Annotated in this window: 19 protein-coding genes and 2 riboswitches; of the genes, 9 read left to right on the top strand and 10 right to left on the bottom strand. The window is 71.6% G+C overall.

Features of this window, described 5'->3' with window-relative positions; genetic code table 11:
* Positions 1-1,146, bottom strand: a complete 1,146-nt coding sequence (gene gcvT / locus QRN49_RS14980; RefSeq protein WP_259587887.1) for a glycine cleavage system aminomethyltransferase GcvT — start codon at positions 1,144-1,146, stop codon at positions 1-3.
* 49 nt (positions 1,147-1,195) lie between these two features.
* Positions 1,196-1,297: riboswitch (glycine riboswitch) on the bottom strand.
* Positions 1,298-1,451, bottom strand: a riboswitch (glycine riboswitch).
* Between the two features lie 96 nt (positions 1,452-1,547).
* On the opposite strand from gcvT, the gene QRN49_RS14975 reads away from it, so the two are divergent.
* From QRN49_RS14975 to QRN49_RS14960, 4 genes are read left to right on the top strand one after another with little or no spacing between them, the layout of a single operon-like run.
* The gene (locus QRN49_RS14975) at positions 1,548-1,922 is read left to right on the top strand and encodes a BlaI/MecI/CopY family transcriptional regulator (protein WP_110860589.1); all 375 of its coding nucleotides are present in this window, start codon (positions 1,548-1,550) and stop codon (positions 1,920-1,922) included.
* A 13-nt stretch (positions 1,923-1,935) separates the two neighbouring features.
* Positions 1,936-2,673 (top strand): M56 family metallopeptidase, encoded by a 738-nt coding sequence (locus QRN49_RS14970; protein WP_111223840.1) that lies wholly within the window; start codon positions 1,936-1,938, stop codon positions 2,671-2,673.
* A 40-nt stretch (positions 2,674-2,713) separates the two neighbouring features.
* Entirely contained in the window at positions 2,714-3,196 is a 483-nt protein-coding gene (locus QRN49_RS14965) for an FBP domain-containing protein (RefSeq protein ID WP_027464546.1), read from the top strand.
* Complete coding sequence (locus QRN49_RS14960; protein WP_017887084.1) at positions 3,193-3,447, top strand: hypothetical protein; 255 nt, start codon at positions 3,193-3,195, stop codon at positions 3,445-3,447. The genes QRN49_RS14965 and QRN49_RS14960 overlap by 4 nt, the downstream gene beginning before the upstream one ends.
* Before the next feature lie 46 nt (positions 3,448-3,493).
* Here the strand turns inward: QRN49_RS14960 and QRN49_RS14955 are convergent, their stop codons facing one another.
* Positions 3,494-4,378 carry a LysR substrate-binding domain-containing protein gene (locus tag QRN49_RS14955; protein ID WP_071404180.1) on the bottom strand — a complete coding sequence of 295 codons (885 nt, stop codon included), beginning with the start codon at positions 4,376-4,378 and terminating at the stop codon, positions 3,494-3,496.
* Positions 4,379-4,446: 68 nt separating this feature from the next.
* Between QRN49_RS14955 and QRN49_RS14950 the strand changes: the two genes are divergently transcribed.
* Positions 4,447-4,935 (top strand): GNAT family N-acetyltransferase, encoded by a 489-nt coding sequence (locus QRN49_RS14950; RefSeq protein ID WP_194653704.1) that lies wholly within the window; start codon positions 4,447-4,449, stop codon positions 4,933-4,935.
* 63 nt (positions 4,936-4,998) lie between these two features.
* Entirely contained in the window at positions 4,999-5,184 is a 186-nt protein-coding gene (locus QRN49_RS14945; RefSeq protein ID WP_017887087.1) for a hypothetical protein, read from the top strand.
* A gap of 28 nt (positions 5,185-5,212) precedes the next feature.
* Here the strand turns inward: QRN49_RS14945 and QRN49_RS14940 are convergent, their stop codons facing one another.
* Positions 5,213-5,593 (bottom strand): hypothetical protein, encoded by a 381-nt coding sequence (locus QRN49_RS14940; RefSeq protein ID WP_284756552.1) that lies wholly within the window; start codon positions 5,591-5,593, stop codon positions 5,213-5,215.
* A 148-nt stretch (positions 5,594-5,741) separates the two neighbouring features.
* Positions 5,742-6,929 (bottom strand): MalY/PatB family protein, encoded by a 1,188-nt coding sequence (locus tag QRN49_RS14935; RefSeq protein WP_284756551.1) that lies wholly within the window; start codon positions 6,927-6,929, stop codon positions 5,742-5,744.
* Positions 6,930-7,041: 112 nt separating this feature from the next.
* On the opposite strand from QRN49_RS14935, the gene QRN49_RS14930 reads away from it, so the two are divergent.
* The gene (locus QRN49_RS14930) at positions 7,042-7,818 is read left to right on the top strand and encodes an isocitrate lyase/PEP mutase family protein (protein ID WP_284756550.1); all 777 of its coding nucleotides are present in this window, start codon (positions 7,042-7,044) and stop codon (positions 7,816-7,818) included.
* Between the two features lie 82 nt (positions 7,819-7,900).
* Here the strand turns inward: QRN49_RS14930 and QRN49_RS14925 are convergent, their stop codons facing one another.
* A complete protein-coding gene (locus tag QRN49_RS14925; protein WP_284756549.1) occupies positions 7,901-9,802 on the bottom strand; it encodes an amidase family protein in 1,902 nt (633 codons plus the stop codon).
* Positions 9,799-10,608, bottom strand: coding sequence for a hypothetical protein (locus QRN49_RS14920; RefSeq protein ID WP_284756548.1), 810 nt, complete (start codon positions 10,606-10,608; stop codon positions 9,799-9,801). Before QRN49_RS14920 ends, QRN49_RS14925 begins: the two co-directional genes overlap by 4 nt.
* 139 nt (positions 10,609-10,747) lie before the next feature.
* Between QRN49_RS14920 and QRN49_RS14915 the strand changes: the two genes are divergently transcribed.
* Positions 10,748-11,359 carry an HD domain-containing protein gene (locus QRN49_RS14915; RefSeq protein ID WP_284756547.1) on the top strand — a complete coding sequence of 204 codons (612 nt, stop codon included), beginning with the start codon at positions 10,748-10,750 and terminating at the stop codon, positions 11,357-11,359.
* A gap of 272 nt (positions 11,360-11,631) precedes the next feature.
* Positions 11,632-11,919 carry a hypothetical protein gene (locus QRN49_RS14910; protein ID WP_284756546.1) on the top strand — a complete coding sequence of 96 codons (288 nt, stop codon included), beginning with the start codon at positions 11,632-11,634 and terminating at the stop codon, positions 11,917-11,919.
* Positions 11,920-12,083: 164 nt separating this feature from the next.
* Here QRN49_RS14910 and QRN49_RS14905 read toward each other — a convergent pair whose 3' ends face one another.
* Genes QRN49_RS14905 through QRN49_RS14890 form a run of 4 tightly spaced genes read right to left on the bottom strand, consistent with a single transcriptional unit; the run spans position 12,084 to position 14,420 of the window.
* Positions 12,084-12,473: a DUF2510 domain-containing protein gene (locus tag QRN49_RS14905; RefSeq protein ID WP_282820075.1), complete on the bottom strand. Its 390-nt coding sequence runs from the start codon at positions 12,471-12,473 to the stop codon at positions 12,084-12,086.
* A gap of 37 nt (positions 12,474-12,510) precedes the next feature.
* Positions 12,511-13,584 carry a redox-regulated ATPase YchF gene (gene ychF, locus QRN49_RS14900; RefSeq protein ID WP_284756545.1) on the bottom strand — a complete coding sequence of 358 codons (1,074 nt, stop codon included), beginning with the start codon at positions 13,582-13,584 and terminating at the stop codon, positions 12,511-12,513.
* 59 nt (positions 13,585-13,643) lie between these two features.
* On the bottom strand, positions 13,644-13,853 hold the full coding sequence (locus QRN49_RS14895) for a hypothetical protein (RefSeq protein WP_111022593.1): 210 nt from the start codon (positions 13,851-13,853) through the stop codon (positions 13,644-13,646).
* A gap of 9 nt (positions 13,854-13,862) precedes the next feature.
* Positions 13,863-14,420, bottom strand: a complete 558-nt coding sequence (locus QRN49_RS14890) for a hypothetical protein (RefSeq protein WP_284756544.1) — start codon at positions 14,418-14,420, stop codon at positions 13,863-13,865.

Raw genomic sequence — 14,420 nt, 5'->3', positions numbered from 1 at the left:
TCAGCCTTTCGAGGCGCGGCGGTAGAAGGGGAACGCGGAGACCGTGCTGGGGACGGCAGTCCCGCGGACGTCGATGTGGAGGACCTGTGCCCCGTCCGACACGGCGGCGAGCGCGGCCGGGTCGACGAAGGCCATCGCGACGGGGTGGCCGAGCGTCGGCGAGAGCGCGCCCGAGGTCACGGTGCCGACGACCGTGCCGTCGAGCACGACGTCGTAGCCGGCGCGGGGAGCACGGCGACCCTCGGTCACCAGACCGACGAGCACCCGGGCGTCCGCGGACGGGGTGACGCCGGCCGCACCGACGAAGTCGCCGTCCTTCGCGACGACGCGGCCGAGGCCAGCCTGGGCCGGACGGACGTCGGTGCCGAGCTCGTGCCCGTAGAGGGGCATGCCGGCCTCGAGTCGCAGGGTGTCGCGCGCGGCGAGCCCGGCGGGGACGACCCCGCGGTCGGCGCCGGCCTCGAGCAGGGCGTCCCAGAGCACCGGGGCGGTGTCCGGGTCGGTGTAGACCTCGAAGCCGTCCTCGCCGGTGTACCCGGTCCGCGCGACGAGCACGTCGGCACCGTCGAACAGCGCGTGCAGCACGCGGTAGTAGCCGAGTTCGTCGAGCGGGGTCTCGGGCTGCAGGCGGTCGGCGACGACGAGCGCGTCGAGCGTGCCGGCAGCCGCGGGGCCCTGGATCGCGACGAGGGCCGTGGTGTCGGAGTCGTCGGAGACCTCGACGTCGAAGCCGTCGGCCCGGGCGGTGAGCGCGGTGACGGCCACGTCGCGGTTGGACGCGTTCGCGACGACGAGGAAGACGTCGTCGTCGGTCCGGTACACGACGAGGTCGTCGAGGATCCCGCCGTCCTCGGCGAGCAGCAGCGAGTACTTGGCGCGGCCGATCGGCATCGTGCCGAAGGAGCCGGCGAGCGCGTGGTCGAGGAAGGCGACGGCATCGCTGCCGGTCACCCCGATCTCGGCCATGTGCGACAGGTCGAAGACGCCGGCGGCCTCGCGCACGGCGTGGTGCTCGGCGAGGTCCGACGAGTAGCGCACGGGCATGCGGTACCCGGCGAAGTCGGTGAAGGTCGCACCGGCGGCCTCGTGCACGGCTTCGAGCGGCGACGAACGCTGACCCGGCGTGGGCAGTGGGGACGGACTCATGGCGGAGTTCTCCTGGCATCGGCAGGGCCCGGCGACGATCGCCGGGTGGAACTCCCCCTCTGTCATGGGCCTGAGAGTTTCACCGCGGCCCGTGAGGTCCGGCGGCTTTCACCGTGGGCGAGACGACCGAGCGTCTGCTTTTCAGAGTGGCCTGTCCGCTGCGGTGTGGGACCTGAGAGATTGACGGGGGGATTGCTCCTTCGGTGCCGTGCGTGCGCCCGAGGGCACGATGCGCCCAGAGGCACGATGTACCCAGAGGCACGATGTACCCAGAGGCACTGCACGGCGTCTCCCGCGACGGATGAACGGCCGGTGTGTTCAGTTGTCCGCGACGAGCATACCGAGGCCGCGTTTCGAGCGTGTGTCGCGAGCGAGCCTTCGACATCTCGTAGAATGCGGGGATGGCCGGACAACGATCGCGCCCCCGCGGGCAGCTGGAGCAGGCGGTGCTCGACGCACTCCGCTCCGCCGACTCCGGGCTCACCGCACGCCAGGTGCTCGACGCGTTCCCGGAGCCCCGCCCCGCGCTGACGACCGTCCTCACCGTGCTCGACCGCCTCGGCCGCAAGGGCCAGGTGGAACGGGAGCAGCACGACGACGCTCCCCTGACGTTCCGCGCCGTGCACAGTCGTGACGAGCAGACCGCGTCCCTGATGTCGAGCGCACTGGCCGCGTCGTCCGACCGCGAGGCCGCACTGCTGCAGTTCACCGGCTCGCTCGCCTCGGACGACCTCGAGGCCCTGCGTCGCGCCCTCGACGCCCGCGCCCGCTCCTGACCGGCTGCGCACCGTGGTCGTCGCCGGCATCGCGCTCATCGTCCTCGCACTCGCGGTGGTGGTGTTCGCGCCCCGGATCCTGACCCGTTCCGCCTGGACGATCGACCTGCCCCGCACCGCGCTGGTCTGCTGGTCGGTCGCGGTCCTGCTCGGCGTCGTCGGCTTCGTGGCCGGCATCACCCTCGTGGTGCTCGCCGACCGTCCGGTCACCGAGCTGTTCGGCGGGGACGGCTCCCCCACGCACGGCTTCAACGTCGGCGTCGCGCTCCTCGCGGTCGTCGCGTTCGTCGTCGCGGTCCGGGTGCGCCCCGGCCCGGAACACGAGGCCGTCCGCCAGGCGATGCGTTCCGGTGTCGCCCCGCACCGCGAGATCGACGGCACCCCCGTCGCCGTCGTCGAGGCCGACCACGCACTGGCATGCGCCGTGCCGGGTCGGAGCGGTGGTGTCCTCGTCAGCACCGGCTTGGCAGACCGGTTGCGCACCGACGAACTGGAGGCCGTGGTCGCCCACGAACGCGCCCACCTGACCCAGCACCACGCGGCTGCGGTCGCGGTCGCGGAATCGATCGAGCGTGCGGTCCCGTGGGTGCCCGGTGCGCGCGCCATGGCGCGGTCGACGCGTGTGCTCGTGGAGTTCGCCGCGGACGACGCGGCGGCCCGTCGCGTCGGACGCGACGCCCTGCGCCGGGCGGTGCTGGTGGCGGACGGGAGCAGCGCGCTCGGCGCGATCCGCGCCTCCAGGCTGTCGTGACGCACCATGTGTCGGGGGCGAGGCATATGGTGATCGGACCGTGAAGCCACTGACCGAAGCCGACATCCGATCGTCGTTCGTGAACGCCACCCCCGACGAACTCGCACAGCTGCCCATCCCGGGCCTGCACGAGACACTCTGGGACGAGCGCGAGTTCCTGGGCTGGCGCGACCCGCAGGCCGCCCGCCGCGGGTACATCGTGTCCTGGATCGACGAGCGCCCCGTGGGCATCGTCGTCCGGTCCGCCGGTGGCTCGCTGCGCCCCGGCATCGCCGCGATGTGCTCGTTCTGCCACTCGCCGCAGCCCGCGACCCAGGTCCGGCTGTTCTCCGCCGCGCGTGCCGGTGAGTCCGGGCGCAACGGCAACACGATCGGCACGTACATCTGCGAAGACCTCGGGTGCCCGATGCTGATCCGCACCGCGCCCCCGCACCTGAACCCGCCCGCGACCATCGCGATGCGTGGCGCCTCCCTGCTGCAGCGCGTGCAGAACTTCACCGCGGACATCACCAAGACGGCGTGAGCCGGTTCGGCACCGCCCGCTGGGCCGTGGTCGAGGAACTCGGCGACGGCCGGTGGCGGCTGACCCTGCGGGACGAGGCCGACGACGAACTCGGCGCGTTCGGTCTGGGCGTCGAGGGGCCGTGGGACCCCGACGTCGAGCCGCACGTCGGGTTCGTGCTCGTCCAGCTCGGCTTGACACTGCGCGGGGCTCGGCCGTGGCGCATCGACGAACTCGGTGACCACCGGGCGCCCGTCCTGTCGCTCGGCTGAACGAGGACGCCCGGACGGCTTCCTTCGGCGCGCGCGGTCCGCTCGGTCAGTCCGCGGCGACGAAGTTGCGCAGGATCTCGCGGTCGTCGTCGGCGCGCATCGCCCATGCGAGCTCGCTGCGGTGGTCGCTGCCCTCGAGCGGCAGGAGCGCCACCGTGTCGGGTGCGGCGAGCGCAGCACTCTCCGGCACCACCGTGACACCGAGGCCCACCCCGACCAGGTGCAGCACGGTCGCCCAGGTCGTGGCCTCCTGCACGATGACCGGGCGGCGGCCACCGGCGGTGACCGGTGCGAGGTTGCGCTCGGTCGCCAGGGCCCCCGCGACCGCCGGGAAGAACACGAACGGCTCGTCGACCAGCTCGGTGCCGCGGATGCGATCCCGATCTGCCAACCGGTGGCCGCGCGGCACAGCGGCGACGAACGCCTCGGACCGGAACGGCAGCAGGCGCACGGCGGGGTCCGGGTCGGCATCGCGGACGACGGCGAGGTCGAGCTCGCCGCGGACGATCCGTGCCAACAGGGTCGACGAGTACCCCTCGGTCAGTTCGACCCGGACCAGGGGGTAGCGCTCCCGGAACGCCTGCACACGTTCGATCGGGCCGAGGGGCAGCGCGGAGACGACGAACCCGACGTCGAGCCGACCGACCTCGCCCCGCCCGACCCGCACCGTCTCGTCGAGGTCCCGTCGCACCTGCCCGAGCAACGACCGCGCACGGCCCTGCAGCACCCGGCCGGCGGCGGTCAGGGCGACGCTGCGGCTGGTCCGGACGAACAGGTCGACGCCGAGCGCGCGTTCGGTCCGCCGGATCTGCTGGGACAGTGCGGGCTGCGCGATCCGCAGCTGCTCGGCCGCGCGGCCGAAGTGCAGCTCGTCGGCGACGGCGAGGAACGCCCGCAGCTGCCGGAGGTCGACGTCCGGTTCTCGATCCATGCACACAGGCTATCGATCAGCTCGAACGAGTATTGGACGTGACTGCATCGTCGATCGAGGATGGATGCATGCCCGAAGCGACCTCCACCGTCACCATCACCGACCTCGCCACCTCCGCGGATGCCGCGGCGTTCCGCACGCTCAACGAGGCGTGGATCACCCGGTACTTCACCCTCGAGGACGAGGACCGCGTGTTCCTCTCCGATCCCGTCGGCCGGGTCGTGGAGCGGGGCGGCGCCGTCCTGGTCGCCCGGCTCGACGACCAGGTCATCGGGTGCATCGGGGTCGTGCCCACCACCCCCGGCGTTTTCGAGCTCGTGAAGATGGCGGTCTCCCCCGACCACCAGGGGCACGGCACCGGGCGGAAGCTCATCGCCGCGGCGCTCGACCGGGCACGCGAGCTCGGCGCCCGCCGCATCGACCTGGAGAGCAACGCGCAGCTCACCAGCGCCGTGCACCTGTACGAGGCGTTCGGGTTCCGGCACCTGCGCGCGGACGAGATCGCCCCGAGCCCGTACGTGCGGGCCGATGTGCACATGACCCTCGACCTGCGCTGACGTTCGACCTGCGCCGACGTTCGAACTGCACTGACGGCGGCCCGGTCCCGGTACGCTCGCGGCATGGCGACGTACGAGGTGCAGGCGGTCCGCGAGGCCGGCGCGTGGCAGGTCTTCATCGACGGCTTCATGGTGACCGAGGTGTCCCGGTGGCCGTCCGTCGGGTTCGTGGCCCGCGAGCTCCTCGCGATGGACCGCGACGACGACCTGCGCATCCGCGTCGTCGGCCGCAACCAGTACGTGGCCTGATCGCAGCGGAGCTCGATGACCCGGGCGGTCAGCGAGCGGCGGCGACCAGCTGTTGTGCTCGCTGGTGCGAGACGTGCAGCAGCGGTCCGATCTCACGCACGGTGAGCCCGGACTCGTGCAGGACCAACGCCGCGGCGGCCGTCTCCTTCGCTGCCTCGATGCGTGCGCGCTCGGACTCCTCGCGGAGCGCGACCGCCCGGTCCAGGTGCGCCTGCGCCGCTTCGGGCATCGCCACCTCGACGACGAGTTCGAAGGACTCCGGATCGCGGTCGTCGTTCATCAGCGAGAGCCAGTCGCGGGCCATCAGCTCGATCTCTCGTTCGCGCTTCGCCTGCGTCCGGATGACGCCGTCGATCCAGATCACCCAGTACTTCTTGCCGCGCTCCGCGCGCACCGCGTGTCGGCTCATTTCCGGCCTTCTCCCCGTTGTTGACTCGGCCGATCGCGCAAACCGGTCCACGAGTTCCGCGCGCTTCACGCTACGCGTCCAATCGGGATTGGGCAAATCTGTCTACTCGAAGTAGACAAGGCCTCTCGGCTGGGTCAGCGGCATGCACTCAGGCGACGTGCCAGACCAACCCCTCCTGCGCGCTCGACGGGTACGCCGAGGCGATCCGGAACACGGCCTCGCGCAGGGTCTCCGGTGAGCACGCCAGGTTGAGCCGGACGAACCCGCGCCCCTCGGACCCGAACCCCAGCCCGGAGTTCAGCGCGACGTACGCGTTCTCGCGCAGCGGCACCGCGGGGTCGTCGCCGAGGCCGATGCCGCGGAAGTCGAGCCACGCCAGGTACCCGGCGCGCGGCCGCGTGTAGACGACCCCGGGCAGGTGCTCGGCGAGGAGCTTGGCGAGCAGCCGGTCGTTCGCCACGATGCGCGCCACGACGTCGTCGAGCCAGTCCGTCGCCAGGGTGAACGCCGCCAGGTTCGCGTGCAGCCCGAGGATGCTCGTGCGGCAGGCGACCTCCTCCCACAGGGTGTCGAGGAGCGCGGCGGTCCGGGGATCGCCGGCGACGATGACCGAGCACTTCACACCGGCGAGGTTCCAGCCCTTGCTCGCAGACGTCACGCACACGCTCCGGGCACCGAGCGGCTCGGCGACGGCGGCGAACGGGGTGAACTGCACGCCGGGGTGGGTCAGGGGGGCGTGGATCTCGTCGCTGATGACGAGGACGTCGTACTTCGCAGCGAGTTCGGCGATCGCCACGAGGTCGGCCCGGTCGTGCACGAGCCCGACCGGGTTGTGCGGGTTGCAGAGCAGGAAGACGCCGACCCCGCCGGCGAACGCCCGCTCGAGGCCCTCGAGGTCGAGCCGGTACTGCCCCCACTGCTCGAGCAGCGGGACCTCCTCGACCTGACATCGGGCCTCTTCGACGAGCTCGAAGAACGGCGGGTACACCGGCGGCGTGATCGCGACTCGGCCGCCGTCAGGCAGCGCGAGCCGGAGCGACTCGACGATCCCGACGCTGACGTCGGTGGCCAGGTGGATGCGCGACGGATCGATCTCCCAGCCCCAGCGGTCCCGCGCGAACTGCGCGAACGCGGGAGCGAGCGGACCGGGGCCGTCGAGGTACCCGAGGTCGGACTGCGAGACCCGCTCGATCAGGGCCTGCCGGATCGCCGGCGCGACGTCGTGGTCCATCTCGGCGACGAACAGGGGCAGCACGTCGGGCGCGTACCGCGTCCACTTGATGCTCGTCCGGACTCCGCGGAGCGTGCCGACCGGGTCCTGCTCGTCGCTCGCCATGCGTCCCAGCATGCCCCTGCCTGGAGGCCCGGCGCGACTCCCGACGTCATCCCACGTCGTCTTCGGGCGGGTTCGCGGCCGGGGGCCGCCCTGTCGGCCTACTGTCGGCAGCATGAGCACGAGCACCGCCGACAAGGCCGTCACCCTCAAGCAGCTGCACGAAGCCCCCGAGATCCTGCGCGTCGTGAACGTGTGGGACGCGATCACCGCCAAGGTCGTCAGCGACCTGCCCGGCACGAAGGCGATCGCCACCGCCGGGCACTCGATCGCCGCGTCGTACGGGTACGAGGACGGCGGCATGCCCCTCGACCTCGCCCTGTCCGGAGCCGCGATCGTCGCCGCCGCCACGGACCTGCCGGTCACCGCCGACCTGGACGACGGCTACGAGGACCCCGCCGAGACGATCCGCCGCGCCATCGGCTCGGGCATCGCGGGCGCCAACGTCGAGGACCGGCTGCGTCCCTTCGACGAGGCGGTCGCCCGCGTCGCCGCGATCACCGCAGCGGCGCAGGCCGAGGGCGTCGACTTCCAGCTGAACGCCCGCACCGACGCGATCGTGCGCGGCGGCGAGCGCCCGATCGACGAGAGCATCGAGGACGCGATCGCCCGTGGAAAGGCGTTCCTGGACAACGGCGCCGCCCTGGTCTTCGTGCCCGGTGCGGTCGAGCGTTCGGTGGTCGAACGACTCGTGGCCGGTCTGGGCCGCGGCAAGCTCTCGGTCATCGGCCTGCCCGGCGCCCTGCCCGCCGCCGAGTACGAGGCGCTCGGCGTCGCCCGCATCTCCTACGGCCCGCTCACGCAGCGGGTCGCGCTGCGCGCGCTCCGCGACCTGGCGACCGACCTGTACGCCGACGGCGTCGTGCCGGAGGACACCCCGACCCTGAACTGAGCCCAGTGCAGACGGGAGGCCCGGTGCCAGCTGGCACCGGGCCTCCCGTCTGCATGTGGTCGCGTCACGCGACCCGCTCAGCTCAGCCGAGCGCCGGGTACAGCGCGGGCGTGGTGCGCGCGTGCGTCTCCTGCTCGAAGGCGTAGCCGAGGCCGATGACCGTGCTCTCGTCGAACGAGCGGCCGAGGAACTCCAGGTTCACGCCGGCACCGGTGATGGTGTTGTCGTCAGCGGTCGCCTGGCCCATCGGGACGGTGATCGCCGGCATACCGGTGTTCGGGCTGAGGCGCATGTTCGTCGACTGCGTGCCGTACGGCGTGCCCGACGGATAGACGAGCGCGTCGAGGCCCTGGTCGTCGAGCATCTGCGTCACGAGCTGCTTGCCGGTGGCGAGCTGTGTCGTGTGCGACCCCGACGGTCCGACCCACGCCTGGTACTGCGTGTCGGTGATCAGATCGCGCGACTGGTAGGTGCTCTTGCGGCTCGGCACGTACTCACCCGAGGCCAGGATGCCCTGCAGGGAACGTGCGGTGACGTCGGGGTCGAGGTGCTTGGCGACGTACTCGTCCAGGTCGTGCTTGAACTCGTTCGTGCTGCCGCTGCCCTCGGACAGGACCCGGTTGAAGGCCGTCGTCGCGGTGATCGGGACGACGGTGGCACCGGCGGCCTCGAGCTTCGCGACGGAGGCGTCGAACAGGCGCTTCGTCGTGGCGTTCGTCCCGACCATGCTCGTCACGTAGCCGATGCGGGCGCCCTGCAGGGAGTCGGCGTCGAGCGATGACGTGTACGACGTCGGCACCTTGCCGGCCTGCGCACTCGTCGCCGGGTCCGCTGCGTCCACGCCGGTGACGGCGTCGAGCGCGACCGCCGCGTCGGTGACCGAGCGCGTGATCGGGCCGCCGGTGTCCTGCGACAGGGCGAGCGGGATGATCCCGTCACGGCTCGTCAGTCCGACCGTGGGCCGGATGCCGACGAGCTGGTTGTACGTCGACGGCACGCGGATCGAGCCGCCGGTGTCGGTGCCGAAGCCGATCCCCGCGAGGTTCGCGGAGATCGCCGCACCGGTGCCGCCGCTCGAGCCACCGGCCGTCTGCGCCGTGTTGTACGGACTGGCGACCAGGAGCGACGAGCCGGCGGGCTGGTTCGACGAGAACTCGGAGACGAAGCCGAAGGCGAACTCGTCGAGGCTGGCCTTCGCCAGGATCACGGCGCCGGCGTCGCGCAGACCGGTGACCATGGCGGCGTCGGTGTCGGTCTGGTTGTCGTCCCAGCAGCCGCAGCCACCGGTGGTCGGCATGTCCTTCGTGTCGTAGTTGTCCTTCACCGCGATCGGCACGCCGAGCAGCATGCTCGTCATCCCGTGCTCGGCGCGCTCGGCGTCCGCGGTCTTCGCGGCGGCCAGGGCGTCGGCGTTGGTGGTGACGATCGAGTTGAGCGCGCGCCCGGTCGACGCGGTGTCGACCGTCGCGCGGTCGTAGGCGGCGATGCGGTCGAGGTAGTCCTCGGTGATCGCGACCGACGTGGTGACCCCGGCGTTCATCGCGGCCTGCATGTCGATCGTCGATGCCTCGACGAGCTGGAAGGGGCCGTCGTCGTAGATCATCCGCTGGGACAACCCGGCCAGGTCCGCGACTGTGATGGTGCCGTCGGCGTCGGTGTCCGCGGCGCTGACCGTCGCCCAGTCGGTGCTCGCGGTCGTCGCACCGAGGTGCTCGGTGAGCAGGGCGAGGTCGGCCTTCGTCACCTGGTCGTCGCCGGTCAGGTCGAGGTCCGTGTAGTACGGCGCGAGCATGGCGGCGGGGCTGGCGTCGACGGCTGCGGGTGCTGCGGCGGCCGTGATCGCGGGGGTGGCGGCGAGGACGGTGCCGATGAGGGCGATGAGCGATGCGCCGGCGACGGTGGTGCGCTGCTTGCTGGAGGCCCGCTTCGTGGCGGCCTGCTTCGTGGCGGCCTGCTTGCTGGCGGCCTGCTTCGTGGCGGTCATGCGGAGGCTCCGGTGCGGTCGCGGCGGGCACGACGAGCCCGCAGGGTGATCAGGGTGCCGCCGGCTGCGAGCAGGGCGATGGACGCGGCGATCCACGGCGCGACGTCGGCGCCGGTCCAGGCGAGGTCGCCTCCGGTCGGACGGTCGTCCCCGCCGGCTGCCGCCACGGCGGTGGCGCTGCTGGTCGGGTCGGTGCCCGGGGCGGTCGGGTCACCGGGGGCGCTGGGGCCACCCGTGCCGCCACCGGCGCCGGGCTGCGTGGTCGCACCCGGTGTCGGGGTGGCCGTCGGGGCGGTGGTCGCGGCCGCGGCGACCACGACGGTGGTGCTCGCCGGGTCGTCGAGGGTCGTCGACGTGCCGTCGGAGCCGACGAGGGTGATGCTCGTGACGTCGAGGTCGACGCTGCCGACCGCCGTCGGGGTCAGCGAGATCGAGGTGGCCAGGTCACCGTCGAGTGCCGGCGAGGTGCCGAGGCGGGTGTGCACGATCGTCAGGGCGTCACCGTCCTGCTCGACACTGTCGAAGCCGCCGTCCGGGCCGGTGACGCTGTCGTCCCGGTACTCCACCGAGTCGGCCTCGAGCGTGATCTCGTACGCGTAGACGTCGGCGGTGTCCGGGATCGTCAGATCGACGTCGAACGCCGTGCCGACGGTCACGGTGGCCGGGGCGTCGATGGTGGCGGTGGGCGCGGTGGGCGCTGCCTGGGCCGGAGCGGCCGTCAGGACGGCGAGGCCGAACGCCCCGGCGGCGACGAGCGTCGAGGAGACGATCGTCGCGCGTGGGCGCAGCCGTGGTCGGTGCTGCATGGGCGCAGTTCCTTCGGGTGGGGTGGAGGGGTGCTGAGCGGGTACTCAGTGAACCGAAAGCTAACGGGGCGCTGTTTCCGGTTCTGGCCCGGCACGTTTCCGCCCCGTTACGGCTCGTCCCTGCCGCTACTGTCGTGCCATGTCGCTCGACGTCGAAGCCCTGCTCACCCCGCCCTCCCCCGTCGCTGCGCGAGCACTGGACGTCGTCCGGGCATGGTCGGAACCCGCCCTCGTCAACCACTGCCTGCGCTCGTGGGCCTGGGCGGTCCTGCTCGCCCCGAGGGTCGACCTCGAACCGGACCCCGAGCTGCTCTTCGTCGCGACGATGCTGCACGACCTCGGCGTGACCCCGTCGTTCGACGCCCACCGGGTGCCCTTCGAGGACGCCGGCGGCGCGGTCGGCTCGGTCTTCGCGCTCGGTGCCGGGTGGGACGCCGTGCGAGCCCGTCGGGTCGGGGAGATCGTCGAGCGGCACATGTGGCGGTCCGTCGACCCGGAGCTCGACGCTGAGGGGCACCTGCTCGAGGTGGCGACCTCGCTCGACGTCTCCGGCGTGGGCTTCGACAGGTGGTCGTCGGACGACCTGCGGGACGTCACGGCCGCGGTGCCCCGTCTGGACTTCTCGGCGACGTTCGACGGGCTGATCCACGAGCAGGCTGACCGCAAGCCGTCGTCCGCGGCCGCTCGCCTGAACGGATCGGGCAACGTCGCCGCCGGCGGGGAGCGCTGGGCAGCCTTCCTGGCGTCCTGACGCTCGGTCGGGTCGCTCGCTGGACTTCTCGGCGGGGTGGGCGTATAGTCTCTGGTTGGTGCACTGCAGCGAACCCATCTGACTCGCGCACACCACCCTCTCGACACCGACTCACCCGAGTCGCATTCCACTCGAGACACCGCTCGATCCGAACGGACGAGCTGCACGTTGAAACTCGACGTGCGCGCCCCGCACTCGATGCGTCGCGCTGGACTGAGACGTCCGCCGACACCGAGTCGCCCTGGCGCCGAATGACCAGGAAGTACAGCACCATGACCAGCAACGAACGAATCACCGTGTTCGGGACCGCACTCGCGGCCCCGACGATCACCCCCGACCGCATCGCCGAGTTCCCGGTGCGCGACGACCGCTCGCACCGCGAGTACCTCGTCCGCATCGCGGCCGACGACCTGGGGACCTTCGTCACCCGGGGCACCCGGCTCGACGCCGTCGGCGAGGCCGGCTGGACCGTCCCGGGCCGCTCCTGGGCGGGCGAGGCCAGCCGCACCCTGCTGCAGGCACAGTCCGTGCAGGCGGGCGAGATGGCCCTCGCGGCCTAGGTCCTACCAGCACCACCACGAAGCGCCGCCGAGTCCGCTCGGCGGCGCTTCGTCGTTCCCGAGGCAGCGTGGGTGACTGCGGGCTTCGTGCGAGGTTCCGTGAATCGTGCGAGGCAGCGGTCATCGCACCGTTCACGGAACCTCGCACCGTTCGTGGCATCGCCTCAGTTCAGGCGCTCGAAGACCATCGTGGCCTGTACTCGGTCTCCGCCGCCGAAGCCCGTGCTCCCCGAGGAAGCCGTCGTGATCGTGTGCAGCCGGTACCCGAGCGCAGCCTGCGCGTTGATCGCCTTCTCGAGCTCGGTGAGGTTGCCCGACCCCGTTCCGAAGAACTTCTCCTTGAGCACCACCTGCAGCACGACGTAGCTCATGCCGTTCTGTGCCGGACGCGGCTGACCACCCGAAGCAGCCTCGGCCTGGATCCGGCCGATCACTCCACCGACACCCGACGACCCGGGGGGCTGCTGCTGCACCTGCTCCGTCCACGCGGAACCGTCCCACCACCGCATGGCGCCGGAGCCGTCGTCGTACCACCCTGCCTGTGCATTCGTCATGCGCTCATCCTGGCGCACGACGAACCACCCCGGCAGATCAGTTGTTGAAGCGGAACTCCACCACGTCGCCGTCCTGCATGACGTAGTCCTTGCCCTCGATGCGGGCCTTGCCGGCAGCGCGAGCCTCGGCGATCGAGCCGGTCGCGACCAGGTCGTCGAACGAGATGACCTCGGCCTTGATGAAGCCCTTCTCGAAGTCGGTGTGGATGACGCCGGCAGCCTGGGGCGCCTTCCACCCCTTGCCGATCGTCCACGCACGGGCTTCCTTCGGACCGGCCGTCAGGTACGTCTGCAGCCCGAGGGTGTCGAACCCGATGCGGGCGAGCTGGTCGAGGCCCGACTCGGTCTGCCCGGTCGACTCGAGCAGTTCGGCGGCGTCGGCCGGGTCGAGGTCGATGAGCTCCGACTCGACCTGGGCGTCGAGGAACACGGCCTGCGCCGGGGCGACGAGCGCGGCCAGTTCGGCCTTGCGGGACTCGTCGGTCAGGATCGCCTCGTCGACGTTGAAGACGAAGATGAAGGGCTTGGCGCTGAGCAGGCCGAGCTCGGCGATCGGCGACAGGTCGATCTTCGTGGCGGAGAGCAGTGTGCCCTGCTCGAGCGTGGCACGGGCCTCGCGAGCGGTCTCGAGCACGGCCGGCTCGGCCTGCTTGAGCTTGAGCATCTTCTCGTACCGCGGGAGCGCCTTGTCGATGGTCTCCATGTCGGCGAGGATCAGCTCGGTGTTGATGACCTCGAGGTCGTCCTTCGGGGAGACCTTGTTCGCGACGTGCACGACGTCGTCGTCGGTGAAGCCGCGGACGACCTGCGCGATGGCGTCGGCCTCGCGGATGTTGGCGAGGAACTTGTTGCCCAGGCCTTCGCCCTCACTCGCGCCCTTGACGATGCCCGCGATGTCGACGAAGGACACCGGCGCCGGCACGGTCTTCTCCGAGTGGAAGAGCTCGGCGAGCTGGTCGAGCCGCGAGTCGGGCAGGTTCACCACCCCGACGTTCGGCTCGATCGTCGCGAACGGGTAGTTCGCGGCGAGGACCTGGTTCTTGGTCAGGGCGTTGAACAGGGTCGACTTGCCGACGTTCGGGAGACCGACGATTCCGATGGTGAGAGCCACGGAAGAAGAGCCTACCGGCGGCGGCCTGTCGGAGCCGACCCGGGCCTCCAGTCCGTCCGTCAGGACAGCGGAGGCGACCCGCCCAGCGTGACGAGCCACAGGATCGCGACGAGCAGGCCGTGCGCCGATCCCGTCACCACGATCGCGACGGCGGCACCGGCCGCGATCAGCGCGGCGGCCACCCCGACGGCACGTCGCGTGGTGTGCGGCGCTGCGTCGACGCGCTCCGCCTGTGCCAACAGCTCGTCCATGTCCTGCGGTTCCCCCATGCGCCGAACCTAGTCCGTCGTCATCGGCGGACGAAGGGCCGTGATCCGGCGCTCGACGACGTCGAAGACGTCGGCCTGCAGCCGGTGCGATCGCCGCCAGTCCCCCGGCACCTGCAGCGAGTGGTCGGCATGGTCGACGGTCTGGAGGCGCGCAGCAGTCCCCGGGACCCGCTCAGGCCGCCACATGGTGTCGTCTCCACCCCCGATCGCGACGTGCGCGTCGCTGGCAGCGGCGAGCGCCGTGGCCACGTCGTCGTGGGTGAGGACCGGCGTCAGCCAGACGCCGGGCACCTCGAGGCGGATCGCCCACGGCAAGGCGAAGCAGCCGAACGACTTCGCGACGACGAGGTCCGGTAGCCGGTCCCCCAGGGCGGCGGCGACAGCGGTCTCGACGAACCCGACCGGATCGGCACCGGCAGCGTCGTCGACCTGCCATCGAGGCGCGACGACCTCGCACCCGGCCGCGGCGGCGATCTCGTTCGTCCACCAGAGCAGCGGCGCCTGTTGCCCGTAGCCGGCGCCGGCGAGCACCAGGACGAGCGGACGTCGGTTGGTCTCGTTCCCCAT

The sequence above is a fragment of the Curtobacterium sp. ME-Dv--P-122a genome, from assembly GCF_030209645.1.
Taxonomy (GTDB): domain Bacteria; phylum Actinomycetota; class Actinomycetes; order Actinomycetales; family Microbacteriaceae; genus Curtobacterium; species Curtobacterium flaccumfaciens.
This window is presented reverse-complemented; position numbering and strand designations above follow the sequence as displayed.

What these genes read in the sequence shown, in the direction of transcription:
- gcvT (WP_259587887.1), bottom strand. Translation starts at nt 1,146, where the DNA reads ATGAGTCCGTCCCCACTGCCCACGCCGGGTCAGCGTTCGTCGCCGCTC.
- QRN49_RS14975 (WP_110860589.1), top strand. Translation starts at nt 1,548, where the DNA reads ATGGCCGGACAACGATCGCGCCCCCGCGGGCAGCTGGAGCAGGCGGTG.
- QRN49_RS14955 (WP_071404180.1), bottom strand. Translation starts at nt 4,378, where the DNA reads ATGGATCGAGAACCGGACGTCGACCTCCGGCAGCTGCGGGCGTTCCTC.
- QRN49_RS14950 (WP_194653704.1), top strand. Translation starts at nt 4,447, where the DNA reads ATGCCCGAAGCGACCTCCACCGTCACCATCACCGACCTCGCCACCTCC.
- QRN49_RS14945 (WP_017887087.1), top strand. Translation starts at nt 4,999, where the DNA reads ATGGCGACGTACGAGGTGCAGGCGGTCCGCGAGGCCGGCGCGTGGCAG.
- QRN49_RS14940 (WP_284756552.1), bottom strand. Translation starts at nt 5,593, where the DNA reads ATGAGCCGACACGCGGTGCGCGCGGAGCGCGGCAAGAAGTACTGGGTG.
- QRN49_RS14935 (WP_284756551.1), bottom strand. Translation starts at nt 6,929, where the DNA reads ATGGCGAGCGACGAGCAGGACCCGGTCGGCACGCTCCGCGGAGTCCGG.
- QRN49_RS14930 (WP_284756550.1), top strand. Translation starts at nt 7,042, where the DNA reads ATGAGCACGAGCACCGCCGACAAGGCCGTCACCCTCAAGCAGCTGCAC.
- QRN49_RS14925 (WP_284756549.1), bottom strand. Translation starts at nt 9,802, where the DNA reads ATGACCGCCACGAAGCAGGCCGCCAGCAAGCAGGCCGCCACGAAGCAG.
- QRN49_RS14920 (WP_284756548.1), bottom strand. Translation starts at nt 10,608, where the DNA reads ATGCAGCACCGACCACGGCTGCGCCCACGCGCGACGATCGTCTCCTCG.
- QRN49_RS14915 (WP_284756547.1), top strand. Translation starts at nt 10,748, where the DNA reads ATGTCGCTCGACGTCGAAGCCCTGCTCACCCCGCCCTCCCCCGTCGCT.
- QRN49_RS14910 (WP_284756546.1), top strand. Translation starts at nt 11,632, where the DNA reads ATGACCAGCAACGAACGAATCACCGTGTTCGGGACCGCACTCGCGGCC.
- QRN49_RS14905 (WP_282820075.1), bottom strand. Translation starts at nt 12,473, where the DNA reads ATGACGAATGCACAGGCAGGGTGGTACGACGACGGCTCCGGCGCCATG.
- QRN49_RS14895 (WP_111022593.1), bottom strand. Translation starts at nt 13,853, where the DNA reads ATGGGGGAACCGCAGGACATGGACGAGCTGTTGGCACAGGCGGAGCGC.
- QRN49_RS14890 (WP_284756544.1), bottom strand. Translation starts at nt 14,420, where the DNA reads ATGGGGAACGAGACCAACCGACGTCCGCTCGTCCTGGTGCTCGCCGGC.